Origin of the sequence: Parasphingorhabdus sp. (assembly GCF_036964565.1) — a bacterium.
Classification (GTDB): Bacteria; Pseudomonadota; Alphaproteobacteria; order Sphingomonadales; family Sphingomonadaceae; genus Parasphingorhabdus.
The window spans coordinates 20,882-38,180 of the sequence record NZ_JBALTN010000003.1; the positions used below are offsets into that span (position 1 = coordinate 20,882).

General features: G+C 61.9%; 18 protein-coding genes. 10 read left to right on the forward strand and 8 right to left on the reverse strand.

Annotated elements, in window-relative coordinates:
- The 7 genes from sufB (at position 1) to V7650_RS04115 (ending at position 6,131) form a co-directional block, all read left to right on the forward strand.
- Complete coding sequence (sufB, locus tag V7650_RS04085; RefSeq protein ID WP_335655320.1) at positions 1-1,461, forward strand: Fe-S cluster assembly protein SufB; 1,461 nt, start codon at positions 1-3, stop codon at positions 1,459-1,461.
- A 280-nt stretch (positions 1,462-1,741) separates the two neighbouring features.
- Positions 1,742-2,029 (forward strand): hypothetical protein, encoded by a 288-nt coding sequence (locus tag V7650_RS04090; RefSeq protein WP_335654973.1) that lies wholly within the window; start codon positions 1,742-1,744, stop codon positions 2,027-2,029.
- Position 2,030: 1 nt separating this feature from the next.
- A complete protein-coding gene (sufC, locus tag V7650_RS04095; RefSeq protein WP_335654974.1) occupies positions 2,031-2,867 on the forward strand; it encodes a Fe-S cluster assembly ATPase SufC in 837 nt (278 codons plus the stop codon).
- Between the two features lie 184 nt (positions 2,868-3,051).
- A complete protein-coding gene (locus tag V7650_RS04100) occupies positions 3,052-3,804 on the forward strand; it encodes a SufD family Fe-S cluster assembly protein (RefSeq protein ID WP_335654975.1) in 753 nt (250 codons plus the stop codon).
- Positions 3,805-3,902: 98 nt separating this feature from the next.
- Positions 3,903-5,090 carry an aminotransferase class V-fold PLP-dependent enzyme gene (locus V7650_RS04105; RefSeq protein ID WP_335655321.1) on the forward strand — a complete coding sequence of 396 codons (1,188 nt, stop codon included), beginning with the start codon at positions 3,903-3,905 and terminating at the stop codon, positions 5,088-5,090.
- Positions 5,091-5,100: 10 nt separating this feature from the next.
- Positions 5,101-5,634, forward strand: coding sequence for an SUF system Fe-S cluster assembly protein (locus V7650_RS04110; protein WP_335654976.1), 534 nt, complete (start codon positions 5,101-5,103; stop codon positions 5,632-5,634).
- Positions 5,635-5,768: 134 nt separating this feature from the next.
- Positions 5,769-6,131, forward strand: coding sequence for a HesB/IscA family protein (locus tag V7650_RS04115; RefSeq protein ID WP_335654977.1), 363 nt, complete (start codon positions 5,769-5,771; stop codon positions 6,129-6,131).
- Positions 6,132-6,305: 174 nt separating this feature from the next.
- On the opposite strand, the gene V7650_RS04120 is transcribed toward V7650_RS04115, so the two are convergent.
- The 8 genes from V7650_RS04120 to V7650_RS04155 all read right to left on the reverse strand — a co-directional run bounded on the left by V7650_RS04120 (position 6,306) and on the right by V7650_RS04155 (position 13,961).
- Positions 6,306-7,235 carry an electron transfer flavoprotein subunit alpha/FixB family protein gene (locus V7650_RS04120; protein WP_335654978.1) on the reverse strand — a complete coding sequence of 310 codons (930 nt, stop codon included), beginning with the start codon at positions 7,233-7,235 and terminating at the stop codon, positions 6,306-6,308.
- Between the two features lie 113 nt (positions 7,236-7,348).
- The gene (locus V7650_RS04125) at positions 7,349-8,095 is read right to left on the reverse strand and encodes an electron transfer flavoprotein subunit beta/FixA family protein (RefSeq protein ID WP_335654979.1); all 747 of its coding nucleotides are present in this window, start codon (positions 8,093-8,095) and stop codon (positions 7,349-7,351) included.
- A 171-nt stretch (positions 8,096-8,266) separates the two neighbouring features.
- A complete protein-coding gene (sucC, locus tag V7650_RS04130; RefSeq protein WP_335654980.1) occupies positions 8,267-9,466 on the reverse strand; it encodes an ADP-forming succinate--CoA ligase subunit beta in 1,200 nt (399 codons plus the stop codon).
- 175 nt (positions 9,467-9,641) lie between these two features.
- Positions 9,642-10,157, reverse strand: a complete 516-nt coding sequence (locus V7650_RS04135) for a GNAT family N-acetyltransferase (RefSeq protein ID WP_335654981.1) — start codon at positions 10,155-10,157, stop codon at positions 9,642-9,644.
- A gap of 155 nt (positions 10,158-10,312) precedes the next feature.
- Positions 10,313-10,489, reverse strand: a complete 177-nt coding sequence (locus V7650_RS04140) for a hypothetical protein (protein ID WP_335654982.1) — start codon at positions 10,487-10,489, stop codon at positions 10,313-10,315.
- 137 nt (positions 10,490-10,626) lie between these two features.
- Entirely contained in the window at positions 10,627-11,412 is a 786-nt protein-coding gene (locus tag V7650_RS04145) for a DUF1206 domain-containing protein (protein ID WP_335654983.1), read from the reverse strand.
- A 48-nt stretch (positions 11,413-11,460) separates the two neighbouring features.
- Positions 11,461-12,006 (reverse strand): inorganic diphosphatase, encoded by a 546-nt coding sequence (gene ppa / locus V7650_RS04150; RefSeq protein WP_335654984.1) that lies wholly within the window; start codon positions 12,004-12,006, stop codon positions 11,461-11,463.
- 14 nt (positions 12,007-12,020) lie between these two features.
- Entirely contained in the window at positions 12,021-13,961 is a 1,941-nt protein-coding gene (locus V7650_RS04155; RefSeq protein ID WP_335654985.1) for a M61 family metallopeptidase, read from the reverse strand.
- A gap of 138 nt (positions 13,962-14,099) precedes the next feature.
- Here V7650_RS04155 and hisS point away from each other — a divergent pair, with 138 nt between their 5' ends.
- From hisS to prmC, 3 genes are read left to right on the forward strand one after another with little or no spacing between them, the layout of a single operon-like run.
- Positions 14,100-15,347 carry a histidine--tRNA ligase gene (gene hisS / locus V7650_RS04160; protein WP_335654986.1) on the forward strand — a complete coding sequence of 416 codons (1,248 nt, stop codon included), beginning with the start codon at positions 14,100-14,102 and terminating at the stop codon, positions 15,345-15,347.
- Positions 15,344-16,420, forward strand: coding sequence for a peptide chain release factor 1 (prfA, locus tag V7650_RS04165; protein WP_335654987.1), 1,077 nt, complete (start codon positions 15,344-15,346; stop codon positions 16,418-16,420). Before hisS ends, prfA begins: the two co-directional genes overlap by 4 nt.
- The gene (prmC, locus tag V7650_RS04170) at positions 16,413-17,249 is read left to right on the forward strand and encodes a peptide chain release factor N(5)-glutamine methyltransferase (RefSeq protein WP_335654988.1); all 837 of its coding nucleotides are present in this window, start codon (positions 16,413-16,415) and stop codon (positions 17,247-17,249) included. Before prfA ends, prmC begins: the two co-directional genes overlap by 8 nt.
- Positions 17,250-17,299: the final 50 nt, after the last annotated feature.

Genomic DNA, 17,299 nt, shown 5'->3' on the forward strand with positions numbered 1-17,299 from the left:
ATGAATGCCGAGGCGCAGCAGGCCGTCGACAAGGCGTCTACCTATGAGTTCGGCTGGTCGTCGGACATCGAGCAGGATTTTGCGCCCAAGGGCCTCAACGAGGACACGGTGCGCTTCATTTCCGACAAGAAGGGCGAGCCCGAGTGGATGCTGGAATGGCGTCTCAAGGCCTTTCGCCAGTGGGAAAAGATGGAGGCGCCGGACTGGGCCAAGCTCGACATTCCGATGATCGACTATCAGGATGCCTATTATTACGCCGAGCCCAAGCCGAAGGAAAAGCTGGGCAGCCTCGACGAGGTCGATCCGGAAATCCTGCGCGTCTACGAGAAGCTCGGCATTCCGATCGAGGAGCAGAAAGTGCTCGCTGGCGTCGAAGGCGCGCGCAAGGTCGCTGTCGACGCGGTGTTCGACAGCGTCTCGGTTGCCACCACCTTCCGCAAGGAACTGGAAGATGCCGGCGTGATTTTCCGCTCGATTTCCGAAGCGATCAAGCAATATCCCGAACTGGTCAAAAAATATTTGGGCAAGGTCGTGCCGATGCACGACAATTATTTCGCCACGCTCAACTGCGCCGTGTTCAGCGACGGTACCTTTGTCTACATCCCCAAGGGCGTGAAATGCCCGATGGAGCTCAGCACCTATTTCCGGATCAACGCCGAAAATACCGGCCAGTTTGAGCGCACGCTGATCATCGCCGAGGAAGGCAGCTATGTCAGCTATCTCGAAGGCTGCACCGCGCCGATGCGCGACGAGAACCAGCTGCACGCCGCTGTCGTCGAACTGGTTGCGATGGATGATGCGGAAATCAAATATTCGACCGTCCAGAACTGGTATCCCGGCGACGAGAATGGCAAGGGCGGTATCTATAATTTTGTCACCAAGCGCGGGCTGTGTCAGGGCAGGAACAGCAAGATCAGCTGGACCCAGGTCGAGACCGGCAGCGCGGTGACCTGGAAATATCCGAGCTGCGTGCTCAACGGCGAGGGCAGCGTCGGCGAATTCTATTCGGTCGCGCTGACCAACAATTATCAGCAGGCCGACACCGGCACCAAGATGATCCACAATGGCAAGAACACCCGTTCGACGATCATCTCCAAGGGGATCAGCGCCGGTCACAGCGATAACACCTATCGCGGCTTGGTGCGGGTCGGGCCGAATGCGGAAAATGTCCGCAATTTCACCCAGTGCGATTCGCTGCTGCTCGGCGACCAGAGCGGCGCGCATACTGTGCCCTATATCGAGGTCCGCAACCCGACCGCGCAGATCGAGCATGAGGCCACCACCTCGAAGATCAGCGACGACCAGATGTTCTACGCCCAGCAGCGCGGGCTCGACGAGGAAGAGGCGGTGTCGCTGATCGTCAACGGCTTTGCCAAGGATGTGCTGAAGCAGCTGCCGATGGAATTTGCCGTCGAGGCGCAGAAATTGCTGGCGATCAGTCTGGAAGGGTCGGTTGGGTGATCATGTCCCGTCCTTCCCTTCGTCATTGCGAGCGCAGCGACGCAATCCAGGGCGGCGCGCGCCATCTCTGGATTGCCACGTCGCCTGCGGCTCCTCGCAATGACGGGATGAGCGAACTTTGCGGCTTCGCGGCTTCGCGTGAGGCAAATTTTTGCGCGCGAAGGCGCGAAGATGCGAAGGAGATTTCGCAGACATTTGGTTCAGATGACACCCTAAATCCCTTCTCTCAAGGGGCGAGAGTCAGGCCTGCTAAGGTTCAAGCGGGTATCGGGCGATGCTGATGGAATTCATTTCATTCACCACGGCAATTGTCTTACCGGTTTGGATTTCATTCACCGTCTTCCACAATGCATCTGACAGTCGGCATTGGACTCTCAATTGGTTTCTCGCCGTCTTGGGGGGACCGATGTCTTATGGCGCGCTAGCGCTTTTGTTCTTTTTGATGAGCGGCTCGAATTTTGGCCATGGTCTTGCAGATGCCATTATTGTGCTTGCCGCGAGTTTAGCCAGTGCCACGATTTGCGCCGTCACTTCAAGGCGTTCCAATAGTAAAAAACTGAAAGCTTGAAATGCTAAAAATTGAAAACCTCCACGCCTCTGTTGGCGATACCGAAATCCTCAAGGGGCTTTCCCTGTCCATCAACGCGGGTGAAATCCATGCGATCATGGGGCCCAATGGCGCGGGCAAGTCGACGCTGGCCTATGCGCTGGGCGGGCGGCCTGGGTATGAGATTACCGAAGGGTCGGTGAGCTTTACCCCATCCGTTCGTGCTGAGCCTGTCGAAGGACAGGGTGAGCAGGAGAGCGGTGCTTCGACACGCTCAGCACGAACGGGCGAAGGCGAAACGGTGGATCTCCTCGAACTGGACCCGCACGAACGCGCCGCAGCCGGTATCTTTCTCGGCTTCCAATATCCGGTCGAGATCCCCGGCGTGTCCAACCTGCAGTTCCTGCGCGAAAGCCTGAATTCGCAGCGCAAGCTGCGCGGCGAGGAGCCGCTCAACGGAGCGGAATTCATCAAGCTGGCCAAGGAAAAGGCGGCGCTGCTGAAGATGGACATGGATATGCTGAAACGCGCCGTGAATGTCGGCTTTTCCGGCGGCGAGAAGAAGCGCAACGAGATGGTGCAGATGGGCATTCTCGATCCGAAGCTGGCGATCCTCGACGAGACCGATAGCGGCCTCGATATTGACGCGCTGCGCACGGTCGGTGCGGGCATCAACAGCATCATGCGCAAGCCCGACAAGGCGGTGTTGCTGATCACCCATTACCAGCGGCTGCTCGAACTGGTGAAGCCGGACTTTGTCCACGTGCTCGCCGATGGCCGGATCGTCAAGACCGGCGGCCCGGACCTGGCGCTGCAGCTGGAAGAAGAGGGCTATGAAGCGATAGCGGAGGCGGCGTGATTTTTTCGGCCAGATCCCTTCAAACCAATAACGGCCGCTTTAGCGGCCACTATTGGGATATTTTTGACTCGCGCGAAGCCGCGAAGGCGCAAAGAGATAGCCTCTTGCTGCGCTGCCTTCGTGTCTTCGCGTCTTCGCGTGATATAAATTGGCGCTGTCGCGCGGAAAAGCGGGAGGTGATGCGATGAACGCCCCGCTTCCCACGCGCCGAGATGAAGCTTGGCGCTATGCCGATCTGAAGGCGCTGGAACGCGTCTGGCCAGAGCTGGACGGTCCGGAACGGATCGATGTGCCCCCTGGCGAGCGGGCGTCCCGGCTGGTCACCGAACTGCCGGTGGTCGACGGTGTCGGCATGGTCGATCTCGACGTCACCATTGGCGACAATGCGCACTTTGCCATTCATGTTCTTGCCAATGCTGCCGACTATGGTCGGATCCACGTCAAGGCGACGCTCGGCAGGGGCGCGCATTTCGAATTGGGCGGGGCGATCCTGGGCAAGGGGTCACAGACGCTGGAGATCGTCACCGAGGTGATTCACGCCGAACCCGACGGCACATCCAACCAGGTGGTGCGATCGGTGCTGGCCGACAAGGCGACGGGCAGCTTCCTTGGCCGGATCAATGTCGCGCGCCATGCCCAGAAAACCGACGCGGCGCAGTCGGTCAAGGCGATGCTGCTCGACCGCGGCGCGACCGCCAATGCCAAGCCGGAACTGGAAATTTTCGCCGACGACGTGAAATGCGCCCATGGCGCGACGGTCGGCGAGCTCGACAAGCAGGCTTTGTTCTACATGGCCTCGCGCGGGATCGACCCGGCGACGGCGAAGAAGCTGATGCTGCAGGCATTCATTGCCGATGCTTTCGTGAGCATGGAGGATGATGCGGCGCGGGAAAAGATCGAGGGCAGGGCGCTTGAGGTAATGGAGGGGTTGTCGTGAGTGATGCTGGCAACCCAGTTCCCTTTCGTGCTGAGCCTGTCGAAGCACCCGCGCGACCGCCAGCTGTCCTTCGACAAGCTCAGGACGAACGGAGCTTTATTTCGCGCAGGGCCGACTTCCCCGGCATTGGGCCGGACTGGCATTATCTCGACTCCGCCGCCACCGCGCAGAAACCGCAGGCGGTGCTCGACGCCATCGCCCGCGCCTATGGCCCGGACTATGCCACCGTGCACCGCGGCGTCTATGCGCGTTCGGCGAATATGACGCTGGCCTATGAAGCGGCGCGCAAGCGGGTCGCCGGGTTTCTGAACGCGGCCAGCGAAAATGAAATCGTCTTTACCAGCGGTGCCACCGACAGCATCAATCTGGTCGCCGAAAGCTGGGGCAACACATTTGTGGCGAAGGGCGACCGCATCATGCTGTCGCAGCTGGAGCATCATTCGAATATCGTACCGTGGCAGATGCTGGCCGAGCGGGTCGGGGCGCATATCGATGTCGCGCCGCTGACCGAAGACGGCCAGATCGATCTCGACTGGATCGAGGAAAATCTGACCGAACGGCACAAGCTGGTGGCGCTGGCGCATGTCTCCAATGTGCTCGGCTCGCTGCTCGATGCCAAGCGGGCGGCGGGGATTGCGCACAAGGTCGGGGCAAAGCTGCTGCTCGACGGCTGCCAGGCCGCGCCGCGGCTACCCGTCGACGTGCAGGATCTGGGCTGCGATTTCTATGTTTTCTCCGGGCACAAGATTTACGGGCCGACCGGGATTGGCGCGCTCTGGGCGCCCTATGCAACACTTGAAGCGATGCCGCCCTGGAAGGCTGGCGGGTCGATGATCGACCGTGTGTCTTTCGACGGCACGAGTTTTGCGCCGCCGCCGGGCCGCTTTGAAGCGGGGACGCCCCATATCGCCGGTGTCGTCGGGCTGGATGCGGCGATTCAATATGCCAGCGCGATCGGCATGGACGTGATCTCGGATCACGAGAACGCGACGCTGGCGACGGCGCGCGAGGCGCTGTCCGGGATCAACTCGGTGCGGGTCTTTGGTCCTGACCGGAGCATGGGCATATTGAGTTTTGCGGTGGGTGACGTGCATCCGCATGATGTCGCCACCATATTGGACGAAGGCGGCGTCGCGATCCGGGCCGGGCATCACTGCGCCCAGCCGCTGATGGACTATCTCGGCGTGCCGGCGACGGCGCGGGCGAGTTTCGGGATTTACAGCGATGACAGCGATGTCGCCGCCCTGGTGGACGGCGTGAACCGCGTCAGAAAGATTTTCGGATAAGGTGACCAACATGAATGAAGAACGGAAGATATTGGTGGAAGAAGTCGACAGCGTCGAGAAGCCGAAACTGGCCAAGGTCGAGGATGCGGTGGACGACAGTCCGGCAGACAAGCTCGCGCCGGTGATGGCGCCGTCGCCCTATGAAGCGGAAAGCGATTCGGCCAAGCTCAGCCGCAAGAAGGATTATCTCGAGGGCTTTCTCGCGCAGAAACCGGCGGAGACCCCGGCGGGCGAAGCCGGCGGCGATGTCTACGAGGCGGTGATCGACACGCTGAAGTCGATTTTCGATCCGGAAATTCCGGTGAATATTTACGATCTCGGCCTGATCTATGGCGTCGAGATCACCCCCGACAATCACGCGATTGTCACCATGACGCTGACCACGCCGCATTGCCCGGTCGCCGAATCGATGCCCGGCGAGATCGAGCTGCAGGTCGGCAGCGTCCCCGGCGTCGGCCATGCCGAAGTCAATCTCGTCTGGGACCCGCCGTGGGACCCGGGCAAGATGAGCGACGAGGCGAAGCTGGAACTGGGGATGCTGTGAACTATTCCCCTCCCGCTGGCGGGAGGGGAGAAGAAGGAAGAAGTAATCCGTTAGTGGTGAGCCTGTCGAACCACGCCTCTCGGACGAGAAGCGCCCTTCGACAAGCTCAGGGCTAACGGCATCGGAGAAAGAAGATGACCGACACGACAACCAAGACCCGCGAAATTCCGGCAGCGATCCAGCTGACCCCGGCGGCGGAGCAGCGCATCGCTGACCTGATGGCCAAGGCGCCCGACGACGCAATCGGCGTCAAGCTGTCGACCCCGCGCCGCGGCTGCTCGGGCCTCGCCTATTCGGTCGACTATGTCAGCGAGGAAGTCGCGTTCGACGAGAAGATCGTCACCCCCGGCGGGATATTCTATGTCGATGGCGGCTCGGTGCTATACCTGATCGGCAGCACCATGGACTGGGTGGAGGATGATTTCACCGCGGGCTTTGTGTTCGAGAACCCGAACGCCAAGGGCGCTTGCGGGTGCGGGGAGAGTTTTACGGTTTAGGGATGTATCCCTCTCCCGTGAGGGAGAGGGATGCGCAGGCTTGATGAGCGTAGCGAATGTAGCCGTAGCTGGGTGAGGGTGTACTGCACTCTCGATGGCGGAGCACCCTCATCCAACTGCGCCTAGATGCATTCGCATCAAGGCTGCGTATCCTTCTCCCTTGAGGGAGAAGGCTTACAGCTTGCCTGTCAACTCCGGCACCGCGTTGAACAGATCCGCAACCAGGCCGATATCGGCGACCTGGAAGATCGGCGCGTCCTCGTCCTTGTTGATCGCGACGATGATCTTGCTGTCTTTCATGCCGGCGAGATGCTGGATTGCGCCGGAGATGCCGATGGCGATATAGACTTCTGGAGCGACGATCTTGCCGGTCTGGCCGACCTGATAGTCGTTCGGGACATAGCCCGCGTCGACGGCGGCGCGGCTGGCGCCGATGCCGGCGCCGAGCTTGTCGGCCAATGGCGTGATGACTTCCTCGAACTTTTCGGAGGAACCGAGCGCGCGGCCGCCGGAGACGATGATCTTGGCGCTGGTCAGCTCGGGGCGTTCGGACTTGGCGATTTCCTCGCTGACGAAGCTCGACAGGCCGGATTCGCCGGCGCCGGTGACGCCTTTGATGCTGGCCGAGCCGCCTTCGGTGGCGGCCTTGTCAAAGGCGGTGCCGCGGACGGTGATGACCTTCTTGGCATCGCTCGACTTGACCGTGGCGATCGCGTTGCCGGCGTAGATCGGCCGGGTGAACGTGTCTTCGCTTTCGACCGAGAGAATGTCGCTGATCTGCATGACGTCGAGCAGGGCGGCGACGCGCGGGGCGATATTCTTGCCGGTGGTGGTGGCGGGCGCGAGGAAGGCGTCGTGCGTTTCCATCAGGCTGGCGATCAGCGGCGCGGCGTTTTCCGCGAGCTGATGCTCGAGCGCCGCATCGTCGGCGACGTGCACGGTGGCGACGCCGGCGACCTTGGCGACCTGTTCGCCGACGGCAGCGCAGCCGGAGCCGAGCACCAGCGCGTGGACTTCGCCGAGCTGCGAGGCAGCGGTGACCACGGCCAGGGTGGCGTCCTTCATGGTCTTGTTGTCATGTTCTACGAGTACGAGAGTTTTCATTTGTGTAACTCCTTCAATCTTGTCCGGTCCGTTAGCACTGAGCTTGTCGAAGTGCGCTTCAAGACCTTAGTCGTCCTTCGACAGGCTCAGGACTAACGGATAAAACCTGGCTATCAGATCGCGCCGACAGCCTTCAATTTCGCGACCAGTGCATCGACGTCCTCGACCTTTTCACCGGCCTGGCGAACCGGCGGCTCGGAGACATTGGTGGTGGTCAGGCGCTTGGTGATGTCGACGCCGTAATCGGCCGGTGTCTTTTCATCCATCGGCTTTTTCTTCGCCTTCATGATGTTCGGCAGCGAGGCATAGCGCGGCTCGTTGAGGCGCAGGTCGGTGGTGACCACGGCGGGCAGGCTGAGCTTTACCGTCTGGAGGCCGCCGTCGATTTCGCGCTTGACGGTGATCGAGTCGCTGTCCAGCTCGACGGTGTTGGCGAACGTGCCCTGGCCCCAGCCGAGCAAGGCGGCGAGCATCTGGCCAGTCTGGTTGGAATCGTCATCGATCGCCTGTTTGCCGGTGATGACCAGCCTGGGCTGTTCTTCCTCGACGATCTTGGCGAGGATCTTGGCGACGGCGAGCGGCTCGACTTCCTCGTCGGTGACCACCAGGATGGCGCGGTCTGCGCCCATGGCGAGCGCGGTGCGCAGCGTTTCCTGGGCCTTTTGCGGGCCGACCGAAACGGCGACGATTTCTTCAGCCTTGCCGGCCTCTTTCAGGCGGATGGCTTCCTCGACGGAAATTTCGTCGAACGGGTTCATCGACATTTTGACATTGGCGAGATCGACGCCGCTGCCGTCGGACTTGACCCGCGGTTTCACGTTATAATCTATCACCCGCTTGACGGGTACCAGGATTTTCATTGCTGTTTCCTTCTCTATTTTCTCAACCATCGTAGCTTACGTTCACGTAAACGTCAAGTTTGCGCTGCGGTGCAGCAATTCCGGTTTGGCCGCATCAGGGCCGTCTCCGTTCGTGCCGAGCCTGCATCGTTAGACAGGCTCAGGACGAACGGGATATGGTTTTCCGTCGGTTCAGGCTGCCTCTTTTACCTGCGCGACAATCTTTTTCGCGGCATCGCCGAGGTCATCGGCCGACACGATCGGCAGGCCGCTATTGGCCAGAATTTCCTTGCCCTGCTCGACATTGGTGCCTTCGAGGCGAACCACCAGTGGCACCGAAAGGTCGACTTCCTTGGCTGCGGCAACAATGCCCTCGGCGATGATGTCGCATTTCATGATGCCGCCGAAGATGTTGACCAGAATGCCTTCCACCGCCGGGTCGGCGAGGATGATCTTGAACGCCGAGGTCACCTTTTCCTTGGTTGCGCCACCGCCCACGTCGAGGAAGTTGGCCGGGAAAGCGCCGTTGAGCTTGATGATATCCATCGTCGCCATCGCCAGGCCGGCACCGTTGACCATGCAGCCGATATTGCCGTCGAGCTTGATATAGGCGAGATCGGACTTGCTGGCCTCGACTTCCGCCGGATCTTCCTCGGTCTCGTCGCGCAGCGCGGCGATGTCGGGGTGACGCATCAGCGCGTTGCCGTCGAAGCTCATCTTGGTGTCGAGCACGATCAGCTGCTGGTCCTCGGTGACCACCAGCGGGTTGATCTCGACCATTTCGCAATCCATCGCAAGGAACGCGTCATAGAGCTTCTTACCGAGCTTCTGCGCCTGCTTGTTGAGATCGCCATCCAGCCCCAGCGCGAAAGCGAGGGTGCGACCGTGATGGGGCATGAAGCCCTGGGCCGGATCGATGGTGATTGTCTTGATCTTTTCCGGGGTGTTGTGGGCGACGTCCTCGATATCCATGCCGCCTTCGGTGGAGACGACCATCGCCACGCGGCCGCTGGCGCGGTCGACGAGGATCGAGAGGTAGAATTCCTTTTCGATATCGACGCCATCGGTGACATAGAGCCGGTTGACCTGCTTGCCCTCGTCACCGGTCTGGATCGTCACCAGGGTATTGCCGAGCATTTCCTCGGCATTGGCGCGCACTTCGTCGATCGTTTTCGACAGCCGGACACCGCCCTTTGCATCCGCTCCCAGTTCCTTGTACTTGCCCTTGCCACGGCCACCGGCATGAATCTGCGCCTTGACGACGTAAAGCGGTCCGGGCAGTTTTTCGGCTGCAGCAACGGCTTCTTCAACGGAAAGCGCGGCAAAGCCGGCAGGAACGGCGATGCCGTGTTTGGCGAGCAATTCTTTGCCCTGATATTCATGGATGTTCATGGGAAGATGTGAAGCCTTTCATCGAGCTTGAAGATGGTGCGATCGCGGGTGCGAGTCTTGCGTGCCGCTTAAGCACAGATGATGGGGCATTTCCACCCTGATTCAAGATAATTGTCGGCTGGCCAGACTGTTGTAGCGGAACAGGTTTCAGGTGAAACCGGAGGGCCGCGCGATATCAGATATCCAGTCGCATGGCGCAGCGCCGATCGCCGGGAAGTCCGTTGTCGATTTCCGCCTGCAATATGTCCGCCAGCCGCTGTGGCAGTGCTGGCGTTTCCAGCGTCCGGTAGCCGAGCTTGCGATAAAACCGCTCGTTGAACGGCAGGTCGCGAAACGTGGTCAGGGAAAGCGCAGGAACGCCGTGGGTCGACGCATGGGCTTTCGCCGTTTCCATGAGGCGGCGGCCAATGCCATGGCCCTGCTGGCCCGATTCGACCGACAGTTCCAGAATGTGCAGCGCGTCGTCATGGCGCGCGGCCGTGACAAAGCCGACGGGGCGATTGTCCGAAAGCGCGACCCACGCCGTGCCCTCGTCGATGTAGATCTGGTGCTGGGCTGCGGACATCACGTCATCGCCGGCAATCCACTCCAGGCCCGGGATCGCGAGAAATGCTTCTCCCGCCGACCGCTCGATGTCGGGGAAAGACGCGGCGTCCGCGGATGTTGCAGGTCGGATCAGGATTTCGGACATATTTGAAATCTATCTCATTTGCTCTGGCTGATCCAGCAACGGACGCAATCATGATGCGCTGAGGAAGACGCGGCAAGCCGGAGCCGTGAGCGCTGCGGGTCCAAACGGGGGTGTCCCATCACCTTCTTTGGTGAGGGCAAGGGAGAACCAGGGACCTATCTGACCGCGCAGACCACGCCGGAGGAGGTCACGACACCGATGATCTCCGGATCCTGCAGCGCGCGGGTCCTTTTGACGAATTCGTTGATCGTCACGTCGCCGGCCTTCTGCTTTTTCAGCTTGCTGAGGCCATTGAGCTTGTTCAACTGACCAAGCGAAAGCCGATCGACCATCCGGTCCGCCATGCAGGCGGAAATCGGCGCGGACAGGCCGGCGTTGATCAGGCCGTTGCGGACCCGGGTTTCCGGGGTGGCACAGGCGGATACAAGCGCGCATCCCAGAAGGATAAGGCCTGCTTTTTTCGGGGTGGTCAGGATGTCAGTCGCTCCAGCACATTGTCGTTCCGGATACGGCGATAGCGCGCCATGACAAGACTGAAAAGCCCAAACAGCAGGAGCCCGATGGCCACCGCCATGTAAAGCCAGTTGGTCGACCGCAAGCTGTCCAGAACCTGGCCGATCCCGCCAACCGACCCGGTATCGCCGCTCAATGCGGCGGCAGCGATCTGCCAGCCGAGGACGGCAAATACCACGGCGCGCGCGGCATAGCCGGCCCGCCCGACATGTTTGGCCATCGCCGGTGCATCCGCGTCCAGCAAGGCCATGAAATTCGCGGTATAGGCCTTCACCGCTTGGTTGAAGGCTGCCGCGACAAATCCGAGACCGACGATGCCCAGCATGATGTCGCCCAGCGGCATCGAGGCGAGCGTGCCGGCAGCCTGGCCAGCGCTGTCGCCTTCACCGGACCCGCCGGAAAAGCCCAGCACGGCCCTGAACGCGAAATAGCACAGGAAGACATGCGCGAAACCGCTGGCGGCATGGCCGAGGCGAACCGCTATCCCCTTGGCATCACTGCCGTGACCCTGCAGGTCCATCCACGCACCGTAAAGCCGGAAAATACCGTATCCGAGCAGCCCGATCCCGACCAGAGACAGCAGCAGGCCGCCCGCCGACATGGTCTCGATCTGCTCGAGCACGCCGGTCGTTCCTTGCGACCGGGCGGTTGTCAGGGTCAGATAGCCCAGAAGCCCATAGACAACCGCTCGGCTCAGATAGCCGGCGCGGGCAAAATTCTCGATATTGGTGACCCGGGACATGCGGCGCTCCTGTTAAACTGCTCGACAGTCTAACGCGCCGCTGTCCGCTTAGGTTGCGTCTGCCTTGCCTTGCTTTGCCAGTTCGATCGCCTCGAGGACCACCCGACGCGCTTCGTCGGCGTCGCCCCATTTGCCGACCCGCACCCATTTTTCGGGTTCGAGATCCTTGTAGTGGGTGAAGAAATGTTCGATCTGCTGCATCACGATTTCCGGCAGGTGGCTTCCTTCGTCGATCTTGCGATAATAAGGGAAGGTCGCGTCGATCGGCACGCAGAGCAGCTTCTCGTCGCCGCCATGCTCGTCCTCGAGATTGAGCACCGCGATCGGACGGCAGCGCACGACGCAGCCCGGCATGAACGGCGAACGCGCCACGACCAGCGCATCAAGCGGATCGCCATCGGGCGACAGGGTGTGCGGAACGAAGCCGTAATTGGCCGGATAGCGCATCGGCGTGTGCAGGATACGATCGACGAACAGGGCGCCGGATTCCTTGTCGAACTCATATTTTACCGGCTCGCCGCCAACCGGCACCTCGATGATGACGTTCAGGCTTTCCGGCGGGTTATCGCCAATCGCGATCTTGTTGATATCCATGGAAAAGGTAGTCCTTATCTGGTTTTTGGCTGCAACAGCCGGTCTATGCCCCCTTGTTGCTCGGCACCCTCTCCGGTGATTTTTTCCAGCGCCGGATAGCGCAGGCCACCCGAATGGTCGACCATAAAATTCTGATAGGCCTCTCCATTTTTGGCAAAAATTTCGATCTTGCCGTCTTTTCCCCGGTTCTCCTCGATCGCCTGTTTCAGAACCTCGTCGCTATAGGCCGTGCCGTTGACCGCCGAAATCGTGAGCCCGGACTTGAGGCCGGCCCGAAAGGCGGGACTGTCCCATTCGACCGACTTGATCACCGCCTTCGCCCCCATCACCACGCCGATGCTGTGGCTGAGATCCATCTGCTTGCGGCGCTTGTCGTTCGCCCGGATATAGGCGCTCGGCTGGTCTACGAAAACCAGACGGTAGCCGCCCATCAGGAGGCCGTTCTTGGGCGCTTCACTAGTCGTCCGGTCGACGCGTTCGGCGACGAAGCTCGTCCAGTCATGGGGCTGAACGGCATTGAGCGCGTCGATGACATCCTGTTCCTCATAGGTGCGCACGCCCCAGTCGCCGTCCCGCCCGCCAAAGAACGACCGCGCGAAATCGCCCAGCGACTTTTTGCCGGCGGACTTGCTGCGGATGATCTGGTCGGCCTCGAGCCAGATCAGCAGGCCTTCGTTGTAATAATCCTCTGACCGCTGCCAGCTGGTCCAAGGCTTGGGACGGCGGGCGGCGATGATCGGATCATGGGTGGTGTCGATAAGCGGGCGCCAGCTGCGACCAACCCTGAGGTCGAGATCGGCGGCGATCGCGGCAAAGGCGTCCAGCGTGTCCTGCCTGGAGAAAAGGCCCGACCGGGCGCCCAGCACATAGCCCCAGAATTGCGTCTGCCCTTCATAGACCCAGAGCAGATTGTCGCGCATCGGCTGGCGGAAATCGGGCGTCCACATGCCGGCTGGCCGGCGATATTTGCCGTTCCAGGCATGGGTCAGCTCGTGCGGCAGAAGGTTGCGGCGCCCCGGGCCGCTGTCCCACTCGGTGAAATATTCGCGGTTCACGCCATTTTCCGATGACCGGTGATGCTCCAGCCCGATGCCGCCCAGTTCGTCGGTCAGCGCCAGCAGGAAATCATAGCGGTCATAGGGATGGCTGCCGAACAGCGCCTCGGCCTCGCGGACCAGCGCGCCATGCCGGGCGATCTGCTCCTCGGAGGGTTGGAGATATTTCGCGTCATCAGCCACCATATTGAGATGGACCCGGCCGGTCAGCTTGTGGGTCTGGAAATGTTGCCCGGCAAAGACCGGGCTGTCGACCAGCGTGTCATAGTCGGTTTTCTCGTAGACCACGGTGCTGCCACTGGTGGTTTGCGGGCGCAGCGCGCTGGCGGCCTGCCAGCCGTCGGGATAGATGGCGGTCGCGGCAACCGGAATCTGGCGGACATAATAGCCCGCGGGGTAGAGGGAAACCTGGTGCCAGCGCAGGTTGAGCATCGCCGGTGTCATGACGATCCGGCCCTGGCTGGACGTGGTCGCGGAGACAAACTGGAAGGTCGCGCTGATCTCCGACACGCCTTCGGGAACGGTCAGGTGAAAGGCAAACACGTCGACATTGTCGCGGACCCAGGCCAGCTCTTGCCCGCCAGCGGTGAATTGGAGCCCGACCAGCTTCTCGATCTCGCCGCGCGGCGCGTGATTGCCGGGCAGCCATTCGGGATAGAGCAGGGTCAGCGGGCCGGCCTTGGCCACCGGGATCGTCTGGCTGACCCGGAATATGCCCTGTTCATGATCGCGGGCATCGACTTCGAGCATCATCGTCCCGGGATAGGCGATATCCTGCGGCGCGGGGATGGTGTCTTGCGGGGCGCTATACCGCGGCTTGCTCAGATCGTCCGGCATCGCCGCGGCGGGCATGGGCAGGGTCAGGCTCAGACAAAGGCCCAATATGGCAATGATACGCATGCAAAAAATCCCCTGAATCGGTTTTGCGGTCAAATGACGTTTTTTGGCGGCGGCGTCCAGTGGTTGTGCAGGGTGCGGCCACCAGGGCGACATGAAAAACATATTCCGCTTTGCCGGATCACCGGCTAAAGGCTGCCCATGGCAAAGATACAGACCCCCCAGCCGGTGCGCGGCACGCAGGATATTTTCGGCGACGATCAGGAACGCTTTCAGCATGTCGTGGCGACCTTCGAGCGGGTGCGGCGGCTTTACGGCTTCAAGGGTGTCGAAATGCCGGTGTTCGAGCCGACCGCGGTTTTTGCCCGTTCGCTCGGCGAGACCACCGACGTGGTCTCGAAGGAAATGTACAGCTTCGAGGATCGCGGCGGCGACAGCCTGACCCTGCGACCGGAATTTACCGCCGGCATCTGCCGGGCGTTCCTGTCGAATGGCTGGCAGCAACATGTGCCGCTGAAGCTATCGGCGCACGGGCCCCTGTTCCGCTACGAGCGGCCGCAAAAGGGGCGCTACCGGCAATTCCACCAGCTCGATGCCGAGATTATCGGCGCGGGCGAACCGGCGGCGGATGTCGAACTCCTGTGTTTTACCGACCAGCTTTTGAAGGAACTCGGCATTGCCGATGGCGTGTCCCTGCAACTCAATACCCTGGGTGACGCGGAAAGCCGGGACGCATGGCGCGATGCGCTGGTCGAACATTTTCGGGCGCACAAGGCGGACCTGTCGGAAGACAGCCGCGACCGGCTGGAGCGCAATCCGCTGCGTATTCTCGACAGCAAGGAACGGCAGGACCGGCCGATTGCAGACACCGCGCCCGATATCGACGCCTATCTGTCGAGCGAGGCGACGGAATTTTTTGCCCAGGTCACCGAGGGGCTGGATGCCTGCGGCGTGGCGTGGACGCGCAACAGCCGGCTGGTGCGCGGGCTGGATTATTATCGGCACACGGCGTTTGAATTTGTCACCGACCGGTTGGGCGCGCAGGGCACGGTGCTGGCGGGCGGGCGCTATGACGGCCTGATCGAATCGCTGGGCGGGCCGCACACGCCGGCGGTCGGCTGGGCCGCCGGGATCGAGCGGCTGGGGATGTTGCTCGAGGAACCGGCTGTCGCTGGGCCCGACGCCATTTTCATCCCGCTGGGCGACGGCTGCGAGGCGGCGGCGATGAAGATCATGGCCGACCTGCGCCGGTCGGGCGTCAGCTGCGACATGGCCTACAAGGGGAATATGAAGAAGCGGATGCAGAAGGCCAATGCGGCGGGTGCGGTGCATGCGGTGATCATCGGTGAAAACGAGCTCGCCAATGGCGTGGCCGCGGTCAAGAATCTCGAAACCGGCGATCAGCGCGAGATCGTGCTCAGCGGATTGGCGGAGGCGCTGACCGCATGACCGCCATCACCCCCCAGCGTATCGCCCAGATCGAGGCGCGCTTCGCCGAACTGCAGGCGATGATGGCCTCTGGCGATCTCGACAGCGACAAGTTCGTGGCCGTGTCCAAGGAATATGCGGAGATCGAGCCGGTGGCCATCGCCGCCGCGGAGGTGAAGGCGCTGCGCGACGAGCAGGAGAGCCTGGCCGAGATGCTCGCCGGCGACGATGCCGAGATGAAGGCGATGGCGGCGGACGAAGTCGACAGCGTCCGAAAGGCGCTGGCCGCAGCGGAACACGCGCTGGCGCTGCAACTGCTGCCCAAGGACAGCGCCGACGAGCGGCCGGCAATGCTCGAAATTCGCGCCGGCACCGGTGGTGACGAGGCAGCCCTGTTTGCCGGCGATCTGTACCGGATGTACACGCGCTATGCCGAGGAGCAGGGATGGAAGGTCGAGATGATCTCGGCCAACGCCTCGGAAGTCGGCGGCTTCAAGGAGGTGGTCGCCAATATCCAGGGCAAGGGCGTGTTCGCCAAGCTGAAGTTCGAATCCGGCGTCCACCGGGTGCAGCGGGTCCCGGAAACCGAAAGCGGCGGGCGTATCCACACCTCGGCGGCGACGGTGGCGATCCTGCCGGAACCCGAGGAAGTCGACATCAAGATCCGCACCGAGGACCTGCGCATCGACACCTATCGCGCCAGCGGCGCCGGCGGCCAGCATGTCAACAAGACCGACAGCGCCATCCGCATCACCCACCTGCCGACCGGGCTGGTGGTGCAGTGCCAGGACGGCAAGTCGCAGCACAAGAACAAGGCGCAGGCGCTGAAGGTGCTGGCGGCGCGGCTCTACGAGCAGGAACGCGACGCGGTGCAGAGCGAGGAAGCCGAGGCGCGCAAGTCGATGGTCGGCAGCGGCGATCGCAGCGAGCGCATCCGCACCTATAATTATCCGCAGGGGCGAGTGACCGACCACCGGATCAACCTGACCCTGCACAAGCTGCCGGAAATCATCGAGGGGACTGCGCTCGGGGAAATGGTCGACGCGCTGATCTCCGAGGATGAAGCCAGCCGGCTCGCCAATCTGGATGGGTGATGCTGCCGCGGCTCTGCGCGAGGCGGCGCAGGCACTGGCGGATGTGTCCGACACGCCGCGCCTCGACGCGGAACTGCTGCTCGCCCACGCGCTGGGGATCGATCGAGCCGAACTGCTGCTGAAGCTGCCCGGGCTGGATGCGCCAGCCGCCTTTGCCGCGTTGATCGAGCGGCGCCAGCGATGCGAACCGGTTGCCCATATTATCGGCCGCAAGGAATTCTGGGGCCTCGATCTGGAGGTGACGGCCGATGTCCTGATCCCGCGGCCCGACAGCGAATTGCTGATCGAGCAAGCGATCGGCATTTTTGCCTCCAAGCCTCCGCAGCGGATCCTCGATCTCGGTACCGGCAGCGGCGCGCTGCTGCTCGCCGCGCTGCACGAGTTTCCCGACGCTGCCGGCGTCGGCATGGATGCCAGCGCCGCCGCGCTGCAGATTGCCCACAACAATGCCGATGCCCTGGGAATGGCTGGCCGCGCCCGCTTCCTGCTGCTCGATTGGACCCGGCCCGGCTGGACCAGCACCATCGGGTCCGGTTTTGACTTGATCCTCGCCAACCCGCCTTATGTGGCAGACGGGACGCGCCTGTCCGCCGATGTCGCCGATTTCGAACCGCACCGGGCCCTGTTCGCCGGCGAAGCAGGGCTGGACGACTACCGGATCCTCATTCCGGGACTGGAAGCATTGCTCGCCCCGGGGGGAACCGCCCTGCTGGAAATCGGCTTTGACCAAGCGGCCCCTGTCTCGAAAATCGCCTCCGAAGGCGGCTATCATGTTGATCTTAAACAGGATTTGTCCGGTACCGACCGGTTGCTGATCCTTCGTCGCTAAAAAGGGCTTGGATTTGCCGAAACGAGGCGCTAAGACTTGTTCAGGCCCAG